Below are 13,854 nucleotides of genomic sequence, written 5' to 3'. Positions count from 1 at the left end.
ATCATAGATTTTATGATTTTAAAAAAAAGTAAATCAAAAAGAAACTCGTTTCTTAACACATAGCTATGTGTTTTAATGCAAGTGAAACGCCTTTTTTTAGTTCAATAAACTATGTTTCTATGTGTTAAAAAAAATCACCCAACAAGTTATATTCAATTTATTTGTTGGTTATTCTCCATTTGTTTCAAAACTGATCTTCCAATTAATTCCAAATTTATCATTAACGATTCCGTAATAGGAACCCCAAAACGTCTCCTTCATTACTAGTTTAATTTTACCACCTACAGCGAGCTTTAGGAACAATTTATCTGCTTCTTCTTTAATATCGGTAGTAATGGATAAGGAAAAATTATTATTAGCAACGTTTCCTTTATATAATTGTGAGTTGTCAGCTCCCATCAATGTTGTATTGGTATTAATCGGAAGAGATACGTGCATAATTTTATTCTCCTGTTCCTTAAACAGATGTTTGTCTGCTTTTGGCACATCCTTATAACGACCGATATAATTAAATTCAACCTCAAAAACGTCCTTATAAAAGTTAAACGCTTCTTCACAATTCCCATTAAAATACAAATACGGGGTTATTGTTATCATAGATAAGTGTGGTTTAACCCGTTGGGTGTAATGAATGAAAATTTAATTAAACACATAGAAAACATAGGTTTTATGATTTTGAAAAAAGTAATTCTAAAAGAAACTAGTTTCTCACACATAGCTATGTGTTTTAATGCAAGTGAAACGCCTTTTTTGAATTCAATAATCTATGTTTTCTATGTGTTAAAATAATTTCACCCTATGGATAGTTTAATAAATCAATATTATTTTTTACATCCTTTTTGAACTTCTAAAGCTCTCTCTAATCCCCATTTTGGCGAAAAAGGTGTTTCAGGTTTAAAAGTAGCAAAAAGTTCGATTGCTTTATCAACTTCTACACAAAGTGGTTTTGTATCAACTCCTGTCCATTTTGCGCCACCCAGCTGATAATCTGCTTCACCAAAAACCGCTCTCGGATTGTTTGGGTCTAATGCTTTGGCTTTGGCGTAAGCCTCCATTACTTTAATAGAATATTTTTGGCCGTTTGTCATCGGGTCTGCTACTACCCAGGCAGTGTAAATCAAGGCTTGCATTACATACAGCTCTGAGTTGTTCTGGTCTTTTATCATTTCTGTGTCCAAAGCGTCTTGTGCTTTTGTCAGCATCAATTCCAGTTTGGTTCTGTCTTTCTCTGAAAAAGCTGCAGTAGTATTTACCAGGGCAACATAATAATTAGGCAACCAGCTTGTTTTTTCAGCAGCTGCAATTCTTTCGAACATCGCTGATGCTTCGGTAGTTTTTCCTTCTCCCCAAAGTTGGAACGCTTTTCCCATTCCTTGTTCAAATTGGGGTTGTGCAGATAATAAACTGCAAATAAATAACGTGATTACGGTAATAATTTTGGTCATGATTTCTGTTTTTTTTAAAGTTATTAAGATTATGAGTTTTTTTTAAGATTCTAAGGTTCTGAGTTTTTTTTCTTAGTATATCATAACCTTAGTAACTTAATTCTTCTTCAAAAGTATGCTGGTTTTTATTCTTTTAAAATTAAATACTACTGAGTTGTTGAATTTTGTGACTGAATTGTTTTTTTGAAAGGTTCTGAGTTTCTTAGTGGCTAAGGTTCTAAGTTTTTTTTCTGAGGTGCAAAGGTTCAAAGCAACAAAGGTTCAAAGTTTTTTTTTGATTCTGCTAATTTTAAATTAGGTCGTTCTATCCATAAATGTTACGACGCTCGCTAACGAAGTTACCATGCTTACTAACAAACTTCCCACGCTCGTTAACGAAATTACCAAGCTTACCAACAAAGTTACGACGCTCGCCAACAGACTTACCACGCTCGTTAACGAAATTACCGAGCTTACTAACAAACTTACCATGCCCGCCAACAGACTTACCATGCTCGTTAACGAAATTACCAAGCTTACTAACGAACTTACCATGCCCGTCAACAGACTTACCATGCTCGTTAACGAAATTACCAAGCTTACCAACAAAGTTACCACGCTCACTAACAGACTTACGACGCTCGGTAACGAAATTAATTGATCCTTTATTTATGATACTAAATATTGAACGGCGTAAATTCATTTTAAAAAACTATTAAAAAACCTTTGAACCTTTGCAACTCTGAACCTTTGTCCCTCAACATTAAAGATTCTTCAACTGATTATCATTTTTATTCTGACTGATGGTCCAGAAGAAACCTACGAAGAAAAATCTATCCGCAGTGGGCAGCACAGCCTGTCTGTTGTAAACTCCTGCGGCATCTGGTGTTCTGGCATAATCGTATCCAAAGATATTCTGAGTACCTAAAAGGTTTGAAACCGAGAAATACAATATTTTTTGTGTGGTTAGCAAATACGCCCAGTTGAAACTCAAACTGTTGTACGCTTTGGTTTTTCCGTTCATAAATTGTGTTTCGTTCGGATTGTCATAAGGGCGTCCGGTACTGAAACTATTGGTAAAACCTATCTGAGATTTCCAGTCGGTGATGAAATATTTGGTTACAATTGACAAACTATGATTCGCGATAAAATTAGGTGTTGCCGTCGTTCTGAAATTTTTATAATCTCTTTCCGAATCTATGTAAGAGTATGAAATCCAGTATTCTAAATTTTTATATAAATTACTGTCTCTCCAAAATAAATCTAATCCTTTGGCATAGCCCGAACCGTTATTATTGAAAACCGAATTGTACTGAATGTCTCTCGTATCGTACTTCACCAAATTGCTGTAATCTTTGTAATACGCCTCAGCCCTGAAAGTTTGCCCATGTCTGGTGAACTGGTAATTCAGGATATAATGACTGGCTTTTTCGCTTTCGAATTGATGGTATTTCGAATATTTGATGTAGTCAACAACAGGAGTCTGCGTAAAATCGCCATAGGCAAAAGAAAACTGACTGGTTTTTGACACTTTATACGCAATAGAAGCTCTTGGAGTGATCGTTGTTTCGTCTAGCAAACTATTATTCGAAAGTCTGAAACCTACTTTTGCAGCTAAATTTTTAGAAAATAAAATATCTCCCTCCGTATAAAAAGCGGCAATATTCGAATCGTATCCATTAGTAGCACTTATGGCATCATTGTCATCAAAGTTTTCATTGAATTTGGTAATAAAATAATCGGCTCCAAAAGAAAGTTTAAAGTGTTCCGAAACATTTTTTCGCAACTTCAGTTTTAGCTGTGCCGCATTTTCATCGTTGTCCAAATCACTCAGATTAAACTTTATTTTGTTCTTGCTGTAACCGTAACTCAAACCTGTCGTAAGCTGCCAGCCTGTACCAATACTCCCTTTGTAAGAGGTATTTAAATAAAAATTATTATTGTTCAAATCTGTTCTGATAGGTTCTTCAAAATTGATATTCTTCTGATTCAAATCGAATTTTTCTGAGTTAAAAGAAGCGTACAGTTTAAAAATTCCGTTTGTAAAATGATAACGATACACCGTTTCGCCAGACAACGACTGATAAGGATTATTCCACTCAACGTTTTGAGGAATCACCGCCTGATAAGGTGCCAGATTGATGTAAGCCGTATTGACACTCAACGAACTTTTTGCCCATTTCTGCGTATTTCCAAACAACAATCCTACAGACATTAAACCCATATCGGTTTTATTATAATCGGCTTCATCCTGGGTGTTTAAAAGTAACACACTCGATAAAGCTTCGCCATATTCCGCCGAATATCCTCCGGTAGAAAAGGCAATTCCGCTAAACAAAAAAGGCGAAAATCGTCCTCGGGTAGGTACATTATTTGTCGTGGCGCCATAAGGCTGTGCCACACGAATTCCGTCAACAAAAGTTTGCGTTTCGCTGGCTTCTCCTCCACGTACAAACAAACGACCATCTTCGCCCACAGTTTGCGTTCCCGGCAAAGTTTGCAAAGCCGCAATAATATTGCCCGCAGAACCTGCTGTGGTTACAATATCAAGAGGTTTCAGCACCGAAACTCTGGCTTTATCACCTGATTCTAATGTTCCGGCTGTGATAACAACGGCGTCCAGCGCATTTACGCTTTCTTTTAGTTTTACTATTTGATTTTTGAAGTTGTTAACCTCTATTTCTTTTTTGAAAGTTTCATAAATTAAAAAACTCACCACTAAATATTGATTTCCTGTAGCTGTGGTTTCAAAAGAAAACTCACCGGTTTCAGAACTGGTTGCGCCATCATAAGTACCATCAATATAAATATTGGCTCCCGGAACTGGTTTTCCTTTTTCGTCCACCACTTTTCCGGAAATGGTGTTTTGAGCAAAAATAATGGAGCTTAGAAATAAAAAAACTGCGGTAAAAAGTAATTTGGTGTTCATAACATTTGGTTTTGATGAGGCAAATGTATTTTGAGAATAACAAAGTAAAAATAATTAATCACCCAATTGTAGAAATTTGAGGATGAGTTGTAAAATAGTTATTTGTATCTTAGCTTTTAGTTCGTAGGATTTAATATACACGAAAAATGAACATCGCAGTTGCACAAATAAAACCTCTTAAAGGAGATATTCCAGCCAATATAGAAAAGCATATCAGGTTGATTGAACTTGCTGGTTCGCTTAAAGCGACTGCTGTTTTTTTTCCTGAACTTTCATTAACGGGCTACGAACCCGAACTGGCTGAAGAGCTTGCCACTCAAAAAGAAGACGAAAGATTTGATGTGTTTCAGAAAATAAGTGATCTGAGAAATATTACTATAGGAGTTGGAGCACCTACGAAAACAGCAACCGGAAACCAAATTAGCATGCTTATCTTTCAACCCAATCAACAAAGGGTTTCGTATTCAAAACAACAACTTCATGAAGATGAATTTCCTTATTTTGAAAATGGTAATGAACAAGTCATCATTACATTGGAAAACCAAAAAATTATTCCGGCAATATGTTTTGAAAGCCTGCAAACCGAACATGCCGAAAAAGCAAGTAAACTTGGCGGCACTATATATCTCGCAAGTGTAGCCAAATCACAGAACGGGATTAATAAAGCTTTTGCACACTATCCTGAAGTGGCCAAAAGATATTCAATGCCCGTTTTAATGGCAAATTGTTTGGGTGAATGTGATAATTTTGTAAGTATAGGATGTAGTGCGGTCTGGACAAAAGAAGGAAAAGCAGCCGGACAACTGGATGATCAAAAAGAAGGCATTATTGTTTTTAACACCGAAACAGAAGAAATTGTTCAACATTTTTTAGAAGAAAACCATGAAAGAAAGTAACAGAATTTCAGATTTATATCAATCCATTTATAATGGAAACCCGTGGCTGGAAGTCACGTTGGCGAAGACTTTAGAAAATGTAACAGCTGAGCAGGCTTACAGAAAAATAAATCCAAATCTGAATACGATTTGGGAAATTGTCACGCACCTGATTCAATGGAGAAGGAACATTCTGGAGCGTATGCAGGGAGCTGTCATTATAACTCCAGATCACAATTATTTTGTACCAGTTTTAGATTCATCCGAAGCAGCCTGGGAGCAAACGCTTCAAAACCTTAAAAAATCGCAGGAATCCTGGAATACTTTTCTGGCTGATTTTGATGATGCCGATTTTGTAAAAATATATCCAAATAACAATCATACGTATTACGAACATATCCACGGCATTATTCAGCATGACGTGTATCATTTAGGGCAAATTGTTATTTTGAAAAAATTGCTTTAGTAAGCTGTATATATGAAAAACATTGATAAAATACAGACTTTGCTGCCGTTGGGTTATCTTTATCTGGTGATTCTAGGAATCGCAAAAGAAGGTCTTTACTATTATCAGATAGGGATTAATATTGTAACTTATTCATCGATCATGGATATTTTAATTAGTCCTATTGCAACCATAACTTCGCATCTGATTTTTACAATTCCTATCCTTTTGCTATTTATTTTTCATTATAATTTACCCAAATTTTTACTAAAAAATGATGACAAATTATGGGTTCAGAAACTTTTTGATATAAAAAAGAATTATGAGAACAAAGATGTCACCGAAGAGGAGAAAAGAAACGAATATATTTTCGTTTCGGTAAAAATGCTCAATAGTTTTTTATTTTCCCTTTATATCGGATTTGGTTTTGGAGGAGGATATTTTCTTTCGAAAAAAATAAAAGAAAATAAATTGCAATACGAATATAAAGTAAATTATAACGACGGAAAATCTGAAAATATCCATCTAATTGGTTCCAATACGACTTATTATTTCTTTTTAAGTAAAGGTAATCCTGCTATAAAAATCACGCCTGTGGCTTCGATTAAAAATATTGAAATGACAAAAAAGAAAAGCTTCTACTAATTTTAAAAAAAATAAAATGAAACGATTACTACTCTTATTTATTTTTTTAGTTATGAACACCATCGGTTTTTCTCAGGAAACTGAAACCAAATACGATGAAAATTTGGCCAAATCACTAAATGCAGATGAACGCGGTATGAAAAAATATGTGTTTTGTCTTCTAAAAACTGGTACCAACACAACCGCTTCTACAGCAGAAACGCAAAAATTATTCGAAGGTCACATGACCAACATTGGAAAATTAGCTAAAGAAGGAAAATTGGCGGTTGCGGGCCCTTTCATGAAAAACGATAGAAATTATCGTGGAATTTATATTTTTAATGTTGAAACTATCGAAGACGCTGAAAAACTTGTTGCTACAGATCCGGCTATCAAAGCCAATTTACTCGAAGCTGAACTAACGCTTTGGTATTGCACAGCAGCTTTGCAGGAAACATTGAAGATTCATGAAAAGATTGCAAAAAAATAAATTTTAGAATAAAATGAAAACTGAAAAAGAGAAAATGATTGCTGGCGAATTTTACGAAGCTGGCCATGCCGATTTAAGGAAAGAAAGATTAAAAGCCAAAAAATTACTACATCGACTGAACGTAACTGAATATGCTGTTACAAAAAAAGCAAGACAAATTATCGCTGAATTGATTCCTAATACAGGAAATAACTTTTATATAGAGCCTCCGTTTCTTTGTGATTATGGTTTTAATATTGAATGTGGAGATAATGTTTATTTTAATGTGAATTGTGTCATTCTGGACTGTGCTCCAGTAAAAATTGGTTCAAATGTAATGCTGGCTCCCAATGTTCAAATTTATACGGCAACGCATCCGCTTGACGCAGAAACCAGAAAAATTTTGCATAGTGCCGAAGCTGTAACTATTGGCGATGACTGCTGGATTGGCGGAAACTCTGTTATTTGTCCTGGTGTAACTATCGGAGAAGGATCTGTAATTGGCGCTGGTTCTGTAGTTACCAAAGACATTCCTAAAAATTCACTTGCTGTTGGAAATCCTGCCAAAGTAATTCGAAAATTAAATCAAGAATAAAAATAAAATATACGCCTTATGAAGACTGAAAAAGAAAAAATGATAACGGGAGAATACTATTTAGCGGGTGATGCGGTTTTGGTAAAAGAACGCCGAAAAGCTAAAAACCTACTTCATAAATTAAATGTTACAGAATTTGTTTATAATGAAAACGCTCAAGAAATTTTAGCAGAATTAATTCCGAATGTCGGGCAGAATTTTTACATCGAGCCTCCATTTCATTGCGATTACGGATATAATATTTCCTGCGGTGATAACGTTTATTTTAATGTAAACTGTGTCGTTCTGGATTGTGCTCCCGTAAATATTGGTTCGAATGTCTTCTTTGCGCCTAATGTTCAGATTTATACGGCAACACATCCGCTTGACGCTGAACTTAGAAAAACGCTTGAAAATGCTTTGCCTATCACCATTGGAGATGACTGCTGGATTGGTGGAAATTCGGTAATTTGCCCTGGTGTCACCATCGGAAAAGGTTGTGTTATTGGAGCCGGTTCTGTCGTTACCAAAGACATTCCAGACAACTCTCTGGCTGTTGGAAATCCCGCAAAAGTTATTCGAAAATTAAATCAGGAATCTTAAAAATAAAAAATGCTTACCCTCAATAAAGTACACCATATCGCCATTTTGTGCTCAGATTATCAAAAATCCAAAACTTTTTATACGGAGGTTTTGGGTTTGAATATTATCAGAGAAATTTACCGCGAAGAACGCCAATCGTATAAACTCGATCTGGCTTTAAACGGAACGTATATCGTTGAATTATTCTCGTTTCCGAATCCGCCGCAACGACCTTCAAGACCGGAAGCGGTTGGATTAAGGCATTTGGCTTTCGAAGTGATCAATCTGGATGAAACCGTTGCTTTTTTAAACACCAAAAACATAGCATCTGAACCTATCAGAATTGATGAAACTACCGAAAAGCGTTTTACTTTTATAGCCGATCCGGATTTGTTGCCTATTGAGTTTTATGAGAGATAGTTTTTTTAAAGGTTCAAAGGTGCAGAGATTCATAGAGACAAAGGAAAAACAATTTAAACTTCGTGTCTTTGTGCCTTTGTGACAAAAGACTTTTAAAGCCGATCCGAATTTGTTACCTATCTATTTTTATGAAAAATAGTTTTATGAATAGCTTCCTGCTTCAGCTGGAGGGATAAATAAAGTAAAACAAAATGGCTTTAGCCGAACAAAATATTTTGGCTAAAGCCTTTTTATTATCTAATTTTTGTATCTCCAGCTGAAGCTGGAGGCTATTCAAAAAAAAAAGTTTTACATTTAAAGCCACAGATTCAAGTGATTTTAATAATTAAAAAATCTATTTTATCTGCTTAAATCTGTAAAATCTGCGTGAAATAAACTTTGTAACTTCGCGTCTTTGTGCCTTTGTGGCAAAAACATTTTTTTAAACAAACCAACATGCAAGACTTTTCTTAATTAATTAAATTTAACACTATATAAAGTCCAAATTTTATTAAAAAACGAATATGATTGTCTAATTTTGTGAAAACGTATAAAAAGCATACGATTCACAAATTTACTTCTGATGAACAAAACGGCGCAAATCAAGAAAAATCATCAATTTATTGTTTTCCAAAAATTAGTTGTGGTTTCTATTTTAATTGGCTTCTTATCAGCCTTTTTAGGAATTTCACTTAAAAAAATAACCGAATATTACGAAGAAATCTTCTTTCATGAAGTCTCGGTAAACCCTATATTCTATGTGATTTTCCCTGTTTTCGGATTGTCTGTCATTTATTTTTTGAGACAATATCTTTTTAAGAAAAAAGAAAACAAAGGCATCAAAGAAGTATTTGAAAGCACCCAATCCAAATCTAAAAATTTACCTTCTTATAAAATCCCTTCGCACTTTATCAACGGATTACTGACTGTTGTTTTTGGAGGCTCAACCGGAATCGAAGTTTCGACAGTTGTGGCTACAGCGACGATTGGTTCTGTAGCACAGCAAAAAGAGAATGTATTCCGCAAATACAAAACCGAATTGATTTGTGCGGGTGTTGCAGCCGGAGTTACGGCTTTATTCAGCAGCCCAATTGCGGGAATTTTATTTGCTTTGGAAGTGATTTCCAGAAAAGTGACACGAGCTTTTGTGATTTCGAATGTTATTGCGGTTTCAATTGCTTTTGGTTTGCTTTCTATTCTAAAAGAAGAACCTTTATTTACCGTAAATATTACAACCTGGCACTTAAAAGCGATTCCGTATTTTATTCTATTGGGAATTATGGCAGGGTTAAATTCGGTTTATCTCACGCGTTGTGTGCTCTTTTTTAAGTCACAGTTTGGAAAAATCGGAACTCATTATTATAAAATTCTAATTGGTTCAGCAGTTTTAAGTGTTTCGTTATTTATTTTTCCACAATTGTACGGAGAAGGGTATCATGCTATAAAAGCAATTTTTGGTGCTTCATCACAACTTCCGTTAACGATAACTTTAGCTTTGACTTTCATCGGAATATTAATTCTGAAACCAATCGTAACTTCTATAACCCTTGCTTCTGGTGGTGATGGTGGTGTTTTTGCACCAAGTCTTTTTATTGGAGCTTTTTTAGGATTGTTACTTTCATCGGTTTTAAATACCTTTTTTCATGTAAATGTAATCCCGGTAAACTTTATGATTATCGGAATGGCGGCAGTATTGAGTGCGAGTATTCATGCGCCTTTTACAGCCATATTTTTAGTTTGCGGATTAACGAATGATTACACATTATTCTTGCCTATTTTGGTCGTTTGTCTGATTTCGAAATACACTGCAAAAATGGTTTATCCTTACACTGTATATAGCTATGCTCCAAGCTTAACAAAATAATTTTCCGCCACTCCCGATAGCTATCGGGATCACGATTTTTTTTTTTATTAAACTAAACATTCGTGAATTCGTGGCTACTTACCAAGCGAATATTTAAACTTATGCCTGTTCAAAAAATAAAAAGAGGTTACCGCAAAACCCGTTACATTCTTTACAAAGAAACTTTAGTCGATTTTAAGGAACATTTTTGGTCTTTTATAGGTTCGTTTGTCGGTATCGGAATACTCGCTTATATTCAGTCGATTCATTTTTCAGGAAATGATGCCGTGTACTTAATTGGTTCTTTTGGTGCTTCGAGCGTTTTGGTTTACGGAATTATTCAGAGTCCTTTTTCGCAACCCCGAAATTTAGTTGGAGGTCATCTCATTTCTGCTTTTATTGGTGTTACGGTGCATAAACTGGCTCCGGATATTATCTGGATTGCGGCTCCATTGGCGGTTTCGCTTGCTATTGTTTTTATGCAAATTACCAAAACCTTACATCCACCTGGAGGCGCCACTGCGCTGATTGCTATTATTGGTTCTGATAAAATAAAAGCTTTGGGTTACGAATATGTTTTTTCGCCAGTACTTGTTGGTGTCTTGATTTTGCTTGTAACTGCTTTGGTTTTTAATAATATGACTTCGAGCAGAAGTTATCCAAGCCATAGTACGTATCACAAACGTTTTCATAAGATTAGAAAGAGATTGAGAGGGAAATAAACCCGATTGTAGAGACGCACTGCAGTGCGTCTCTACAACAACAAATACTACTGAATTAAAATCTTTTCAACAAATCGTAATTCACGATTCGTAAATCATAATTTATATTTTACCTTTGACCTTTCAATAAAAACAACGATTATGGTTTATAAATTTAGAGTAATTCTAGACGCCGAAGAAGATATTTTTAGAGACATTGCAATTCTTGAAGACGATACGCTTGAGGATTTACACAATGCCATCTTCAACGCTTTTGGTTTTGACGGAATGGAAGTGGCTTCGTTTTATACCTGCGATGAAACCTGGAATCAGGAAGATGAAATTCCGCTTTTTGATACTGGTGATGTTCCGGGTGAGCAACGAACTATGGCTGATTATCCGTTATCTTCTATCTTGGATAAAGAAAATACCAAAATCATTTATGTGTATGATTTCATCAATATGTGGACATTCTTAGTAGAACTGGCTGCTATCGAAGAGCAATCTGCTGGTGCGATTTATCCGGAAACGTTGTTCTCTCACGGTGAAATGCCGGATGAAGCCATAGAAAAAAACTTTGAAGCTGATATGCACGACGATATCTACGGCGAATTTGAAGATGACTTAGACGAAGATGATCTTGATATGTTTGAAGGCGACGACAGCTTTGAAGATTACGGATTTGAGGAGAATTGGAATTAATCTAAGCAACTAAGGTTCTGAGTTGCTAAGGCTCTAAGTTTTTTTGTTTACAGATTTTTCTTATATTTATTTTTAATTTTAAAATAAATTATATGAGTAATTTTAGAAACTTACTAATCTGGCAAAAATCAATGTCCTTAACCACCAAAATCTATTTTTCAACAAACAATTTTCCAAAAGAAGAGATCTTCGGATTAACTTCACAAATCAGACGCTGTTCCATTTCTATTCCGAGCAATATTGCTGAAGGATCTGGACGAGAAAGTGATAAAGATTTTTTACGCTTTTTAAATATTTCCGTAGGTTCTTTATTTGAAATGCAAACTCAATTAGAAATTGCTAAAAATATAACTTACCTTAACGAAGAAGAATTTAATAATTTATATGAGGACAGTCGTGAAGTAGAGAGAATGTTAGTTTCTTTTATTAAGAAATTAAAAGATAGAAACTAAAAAACTCAGAACCTCAGCAACTCAGAACCTCAGCAACTTTAAATATGATCAACTTATTCAACACCCACATCGAGACGCTTGCGATACACCGCGTAGGAAACAAGAGCAGAAACGAAGCGATTTTTTTATCGGAACAACCTTTTAATTTGAATGACGAAATTGTGCCTTTGATAAAAGAGTACTTTTTTAAACCTTTTAGAGAGAAAGAAGAAAACTATTATCAGTTTGCGCACGAAGTCGATTTGGATTACAACGACATGTTTAAATATGCTACCGAGATTTTTGACAATCCAAGTAAACTGCAAGAGATTTCTAAAAACATCACGCAGCATTTATTCGAACAATCGAACCATCCGCACATTAAAAACGGAGAAGTTTATGTGACGTATTTGACCAATTTAAGTATCGATAATAATGTTGTAGATGCCATTGGAATTTTTAAAAGCGAATTACAAGCCGACTTTTTACAATTTGAAGAAAAAGACAGCAACCTTGAAATGATTTTACAGCAAGGTATCAACCTGAGCAAACTAGACAAAGGATGTTTGATTTTTAATTATAAAAAAGAAGAGGGATATAAAATCCTGACTGTAGATAGCAACCGTTACGACGCGCGTTACTGGTTAGAGCATTTTTTATCTGTTGATGCTTTTGAAGATGAAAATTTCATTACCAAAAAATATTTAAAATTCTGCCAGAACTTCGCCAAAGACGTGGTTTTGCCAGCTGAAGACAAGAAAGAGGAAGTAATGTTTATGAACCGTTCTGTGAATTATTTTGCAAAAAACGATCAGTTCGAAGAGCAAAATTTCCTGAATGAAGTATTAGACAATCCTGATTTGATTCCGGAATTTAAAAACTACAAAGTTGATAAAGGAGAAAAATACAGCATCGAAGATGTAACCTCATTCCCTATTGCCAATGCAGCAGTTTCTGACGCCAGAAAATCGATTAAAAACGTTATTAATCTGGACACACACATTCAGATTAAAATGGATTTTATCAACCCTGAAAGCGCAGAAAAGTTTGTTGAAAAAGGTTGGGATGAAGAAAAACAAATGTATTACTACTTAGTTTATTTCAATAAAGAAGAAAAAAGCTAGTAGCAATTCATTTTCTATTACTTACTTACTAAAATCAAAAAACGGCAACTACATATTTGTAATTGCCGTTTTTTTTTTTCAAACCAAAGTTTGTCATTCCGTAGGAATCCTAGTAACGTGATTCTACAAAGTATATTTCAGCTAATCGTAGAGATTCCTGCGGAATGACAATGCGTTTGTTTTTTTAAAACACAAACTTTGTCATTTCGATTTCAATGATAAAATCAAATCTTTTTTTCAGGAGCTAATCCCGCTATCCGTTACAATCTTTTGTGGCGAACCCCGCCACAAAAGGATTTTCACTGCTATCGGGGCTAGGAAATTCGTTTTCAAAAGAAAGTTATCGGCTAGTTTGTCATTTCGACGGAGGAGACCCGAGCGATAGCGAATAGACGAAGTAAATCTCCGTAAGTAGCTCCGTCACTAATAGTCAATCTTTGTCGAGCTTCGCGCGGAGATTCCTCGTTCCTCGGAATGACAAGATTACGGAAATGACAACATTGTGGAGAAAATATTGCGGAGAAAATGTATCATTTTTTGATTAAAGCCAAAGTTTGTCATTCCGCAGGAATCCTAGTAACGTGATTCTACAAAGTATATTTCAATTAACCGAAGAGATTCCTACGGAATGACAAGTTTGGTTGTAAAGTTTTGCCTCTATTTTTTTCAAAAAGCAAACTTAAAATCTCCTTATAACTTTATAGACGATTTAGATACCAAATTGATTTATGA

At 34.9% G+C, this 13,854-nt stretch carries 16 protein-coding genes; 12 read left to right on the top strand and 4 right to left on the bottom strand.

Annotated elements, in window-relative coordinates; genetic code table 11:
* Positions 1-168 precede the first annotated feature (168 nt).
* The 4 genes from GON26_RS16785 to GON26_RS16770 form a co-directional block, all read right to left on the bottom strand.
* Positions 169-597, bottom strand: coding sequence for a VOC family protein (locus GON26_RS16785; protein WP_160375927.1), 429 nt, complete (start codon positions 595-597; stop codon positions 169-171).
* 224 nt (positions 598-821) lie between these two features.
* Entirely contained in the window at positions 822-1,445 is a 624-nt protein-coding gene (locus GON26_RS16780) for a hypothetical protein (RefSeq protein ID WP_160375926.1), read from the bottom strand.
* 304 nt (positions 1,446-1,749) lie between these two features.
* Entirely contained in the window at positions 1,750-2,127 is a 378-nt protein-coding gene (locus GON26_RS16775) for a hypothetical protein (protein ID WP_160375925.1), read from the bottom strand.
* A 60-nt stretch (positions 2,128-2,187) separates the two neighbouring features.
* On the bottom strand, positions 2,188-4,353 hold the full coding sequence (locus tag GON26_RS16770; protein ID WP_160375924.1) for a TonB-dependent receptor: 2,166 nt from the start codon (positions 4,351-4,353) through the stop codon (positions 2,188-2,190).
* Positions 4,354-4,499: 146 nt separating this feature from the next.
* Between GON26_RS16770 and GON26_RS16765 the strand changes: the two genes are divergently transcribed.
* The 12 genes from GON26_RS16765 to GON26_RS16710 all read left to right on the top strand — a co-directional run bounded on the left by GON26_RS16765 (position 4,500) and on the right by GON26_RS16710 (position 13,122).
* Complete coding sequence (locus GON26_RS16765) at positions 4,500-5,249, top strand: carbon-nitrogen hydrolase family protein (RefSeq protein WP_160375923.1); 750 nt, start codon at positions 4,500-4,502, stop codon at positions 5,247-5,249.
* Positions 5,236-5,694, top strand: a complete 459-nt coding sequence (locus tag GON26_RS16760; protein WP_160375922.1) for a DinB family protein — start codon at positions 5,236-5,238, stop codon at positions 5,692-5,694. Before GON26_RS16765 ends, GON26_RS16760 begins: the two co-directional genes overlap by 14 nt.
* A 12-nt stretch (positions 5,695-5,706) precedes the next feature.
* Positions 5,707-6,318: a hypothetical protein gene (locus tag GON26_RS16755; RefSeq protein ID WP_160375921.1), complete on the top strand. Its 612-nt coding sequence runs from the start codon at positions 5,707-5,709 to the stop codon at positions 6,316-6,318.
* Positions 6,319-6,334: 16 nt separating this feature from the next.
* Positions 6,335-6,787: a YciI family protein gene (locus tag GON26_RS16750; protein ID WP_160375920.1), complete on the top strand. Its 453-nt coding sequence runs from the start codon at positions 6,335-6,337 to the stop codon at positions 6,785-6,787.
* A gap of 13 nt (positions 6,788-6,800) precedes the next feature.
* Positions 6,801-7,361 carry a sugar O-acetyltransferase gene (locus GON26_RS16745; RefSeq protein ID WP_160375919.1) on the top strand — a complete coding sequence of 187 codons (561 nt, stop codon included), beginning with the start codon at positions 6,801-6,803 and terminating at the stop codon, positions 7,359-7,361.
* A gap of 18 nt (positions 7,362-7,379) precedes the next feature.
* On the top strand, positions 7,380-7,943 hold the full coding sequence (locus tag GON26_RS16740; RefSeq protein ID WP_160375918.1) for a sugar O-acetyltransferase: 564 nt from the start codon (positions 7,380-7,382) through the stop codon (positions 7,941-7,943).
* A 9-nt stretch (positions 7,944-7,952) separates the two neighbouring features.
* Positions 7,953-8,342: an SMU1112c/YaeR family gloxylase I-like metalloprotein gene (gene gloA2, locus GON26_RS16735; protein WP_160375917.1), complete on the top strand. Its 390-nt coding sequence runs from the start codon at positions 7,953-7,955 to the stop codon at positions 8,340-8,342.
* Positions 8,343-8,904: 562 nt separating this feature from the next.
* The gene (locus tag GON26_RS16730; RefSeq protein WP_160375916.1) at positions 8,905-10,185 is read left to right on the top strand and encodes a chloride channel protein; all 1,281 of its coding nucleotides are present in this window, start codon (positions 8,905-8,907) and stop codon (positions 10,183-10,185) included.
* Between the two features lie 101 nt (positions 10,186-10,286).
* Positions 10,287-10,886 (top strand): HPP family protein, encoded by a 600-nt coding sequence (locus tag GON26_RS16725; protein WP_160375915.1) that lies wholly within the window; start codon positions 10,287-10,289, stop codon positions 10,884-10,886.
* A 141-nt stretch (positions 10,887-11,027) separates the two neighbouring features.
* Complete coding sequence (locus GON26_RS16720) at positions 11,028-11,567, top strand: IS1096 element passenger TnpR family protein (protein ID WP_160375914.1); 540 nt, start codon at positions 11,028-11,030, stop codon at positions 11,565-11,567.
* 92 nt (positions 11,568-11,659) lie between these two features.
* A complete protein-coding gene (locus GON26_RS16715) occupies positions 11,660-12,019 on the top strand; it encodes a four helix bundle protein (RefSeq protein ID WP_160375913.1) in 360 nt (119 codons plus the stop codon).
* A gap of 44 nt (positions 12,020-12,063) precedes the next feature.
* The gene (locus tag GON26_RS16710; RefSeq protein WP_160375912.1) at positions 12,064-13,122 is read left to right on the top strand and encodes a nucleoid-associated protein; all 1,059 of its coding nucleotides are present in this window, start codon (positions 12,064-12,066) and stop codon (positions 13,120-13,122) included.
* Positions 13,123-13,854 lie beyond the last annotated feature (732 nt).

The sequence above is a fragment of the Flavobacterium hydrocarbonoxydans genome (assembly GCF_009789235.1).
GTDB classification, from domain to species: Bacteria; Bacteroidota; Bacteroidia; order Flavobacteriales; family Flavobacteriaceae; genus Flavobacterium; species Flavobacterium hydrocarbonoxydans.
The sequence above is the reverse complement of the archived record's forward strand: the minus strand, read 5'-3'. Positions and strand labels throughout refer to the sequence as shown.

What these genes read in the sequence shown, in the direction of transcription:
- GON26_RS16785 (WP_160375927.1), bottom strand. Translation starts at nt 597, where the DNA reads ATGATAACAATAACCCCGTATTTGTATTTTAATGGGAATTGTGAAGAA.
- GON26_RS16780 (WP_160375926.1), bottom strand. Translation starts at nt 1,445, where the DNA reads ATGACCAAAATTATTACCGTAATCACGTTATTTATTTGCAGTTTATTA.
- GON26_RS16775 (WP_160375925.1), bottom strand. Translation starts at nt 2,127, where the DNA reads ATGAATTTACGCCGTTCAATATTTAGTATCATAAATAAAGGATCAATT.
- GON26_RS16770 (WP_160375924.1), bottom strand. Translation starts at nt 4,353, where the DNA reads ATGAACACCAAATTACTTTTTACCGCAGTTTTTTTATTTCTAAGCTCC.
- GON26_RS16765 (WP_160375923.1), top strand. Translation starts at nt 4,500, where the DNA reads ATGAACATCGCAGTTGCACAAATAAAACCTCTTAAAGGAGATATTCCA.
- GON26_RS16760 (WP_160375922.1), top strand. Translation starts at nt 5,236, where the DNA reads ATGAAAGAAAGTAACAGAATTTCAGATTTATATCAATCCATTTATAAT.
- GON26_RS16755 (WP_160375921.1), top strand. Translation starts at nt 5,707, where the DNA reads ATGAAAAACATTGATAAAATACAGACTTTGCTGCCGTTGGGTTATCTT.
- GON26_RS16750 (WP_160375920.1), top strand. Translation starts at nt 6,335, where the DNA reads ATGAAACGATTACTACTCTTATTTATTTTTTTAGTTATGAACACCATC.
- GON26_RS16745 (WP_160375919.1), top strand. Translation starts at nt 6,801, where the DNA reads ATGAAAACTGAAAAAGAGAAAATGATTGCTGGCGAATTTTACGAAGCT.
- GON26_RS16740 (WP_160375918.1), top strand. Translation starts at nt 7,380, where the DNA reads ATGAAGACTGAAAAAGAAAAAATGATAACGGGAGAATACTATTTAGCG.
- gloA2 (WP_160375917.1), top strand. Translation starts at nt 7,953, where the DNA reads ATGCTTACCCTCAATAAAGTACACCATATCGCCATTTTGTGCTCAGAT.
- GON26_RS16730 (WP_160375916.1), top strand. Translation starts at nt 8,905, where the DNA reads ATGAACAAAACGGCGCAAATCAAGAAAAATCATCAATTTATTGTTTTC.
- GON26_RS16725 (WP_160375915.1), top strand. Translation starts at nt 10,287, where the DNA reads ATGCCTGTTCAAAAAATAAAAAGAGGTTACCGCAAAACCCGTTACATT.
- GON26_RS16720 (WP_160375914.1), top strand. Translation starts at nt 11,028, where the DNA reads ATGGTTTATAAATTTAGAGTAATTCTAGACGCCGAAGAAGATATTTTT.
- GON26_RS16715 (WP_160375913.1), top strand. Translation starts at nt 11,660, where the DNA reads ATGAGTAATTTTAGAAACTTACTAATCTGGCAAAAATCAATGTCCTTA.
- GON26_RS16710 (WP_160375912.1), top strand. Translation starts at nt 12,064, where the DNA reads ATGATCAACTTATTCAACACCCACATCGAGACGCTTGCGATACACCGC.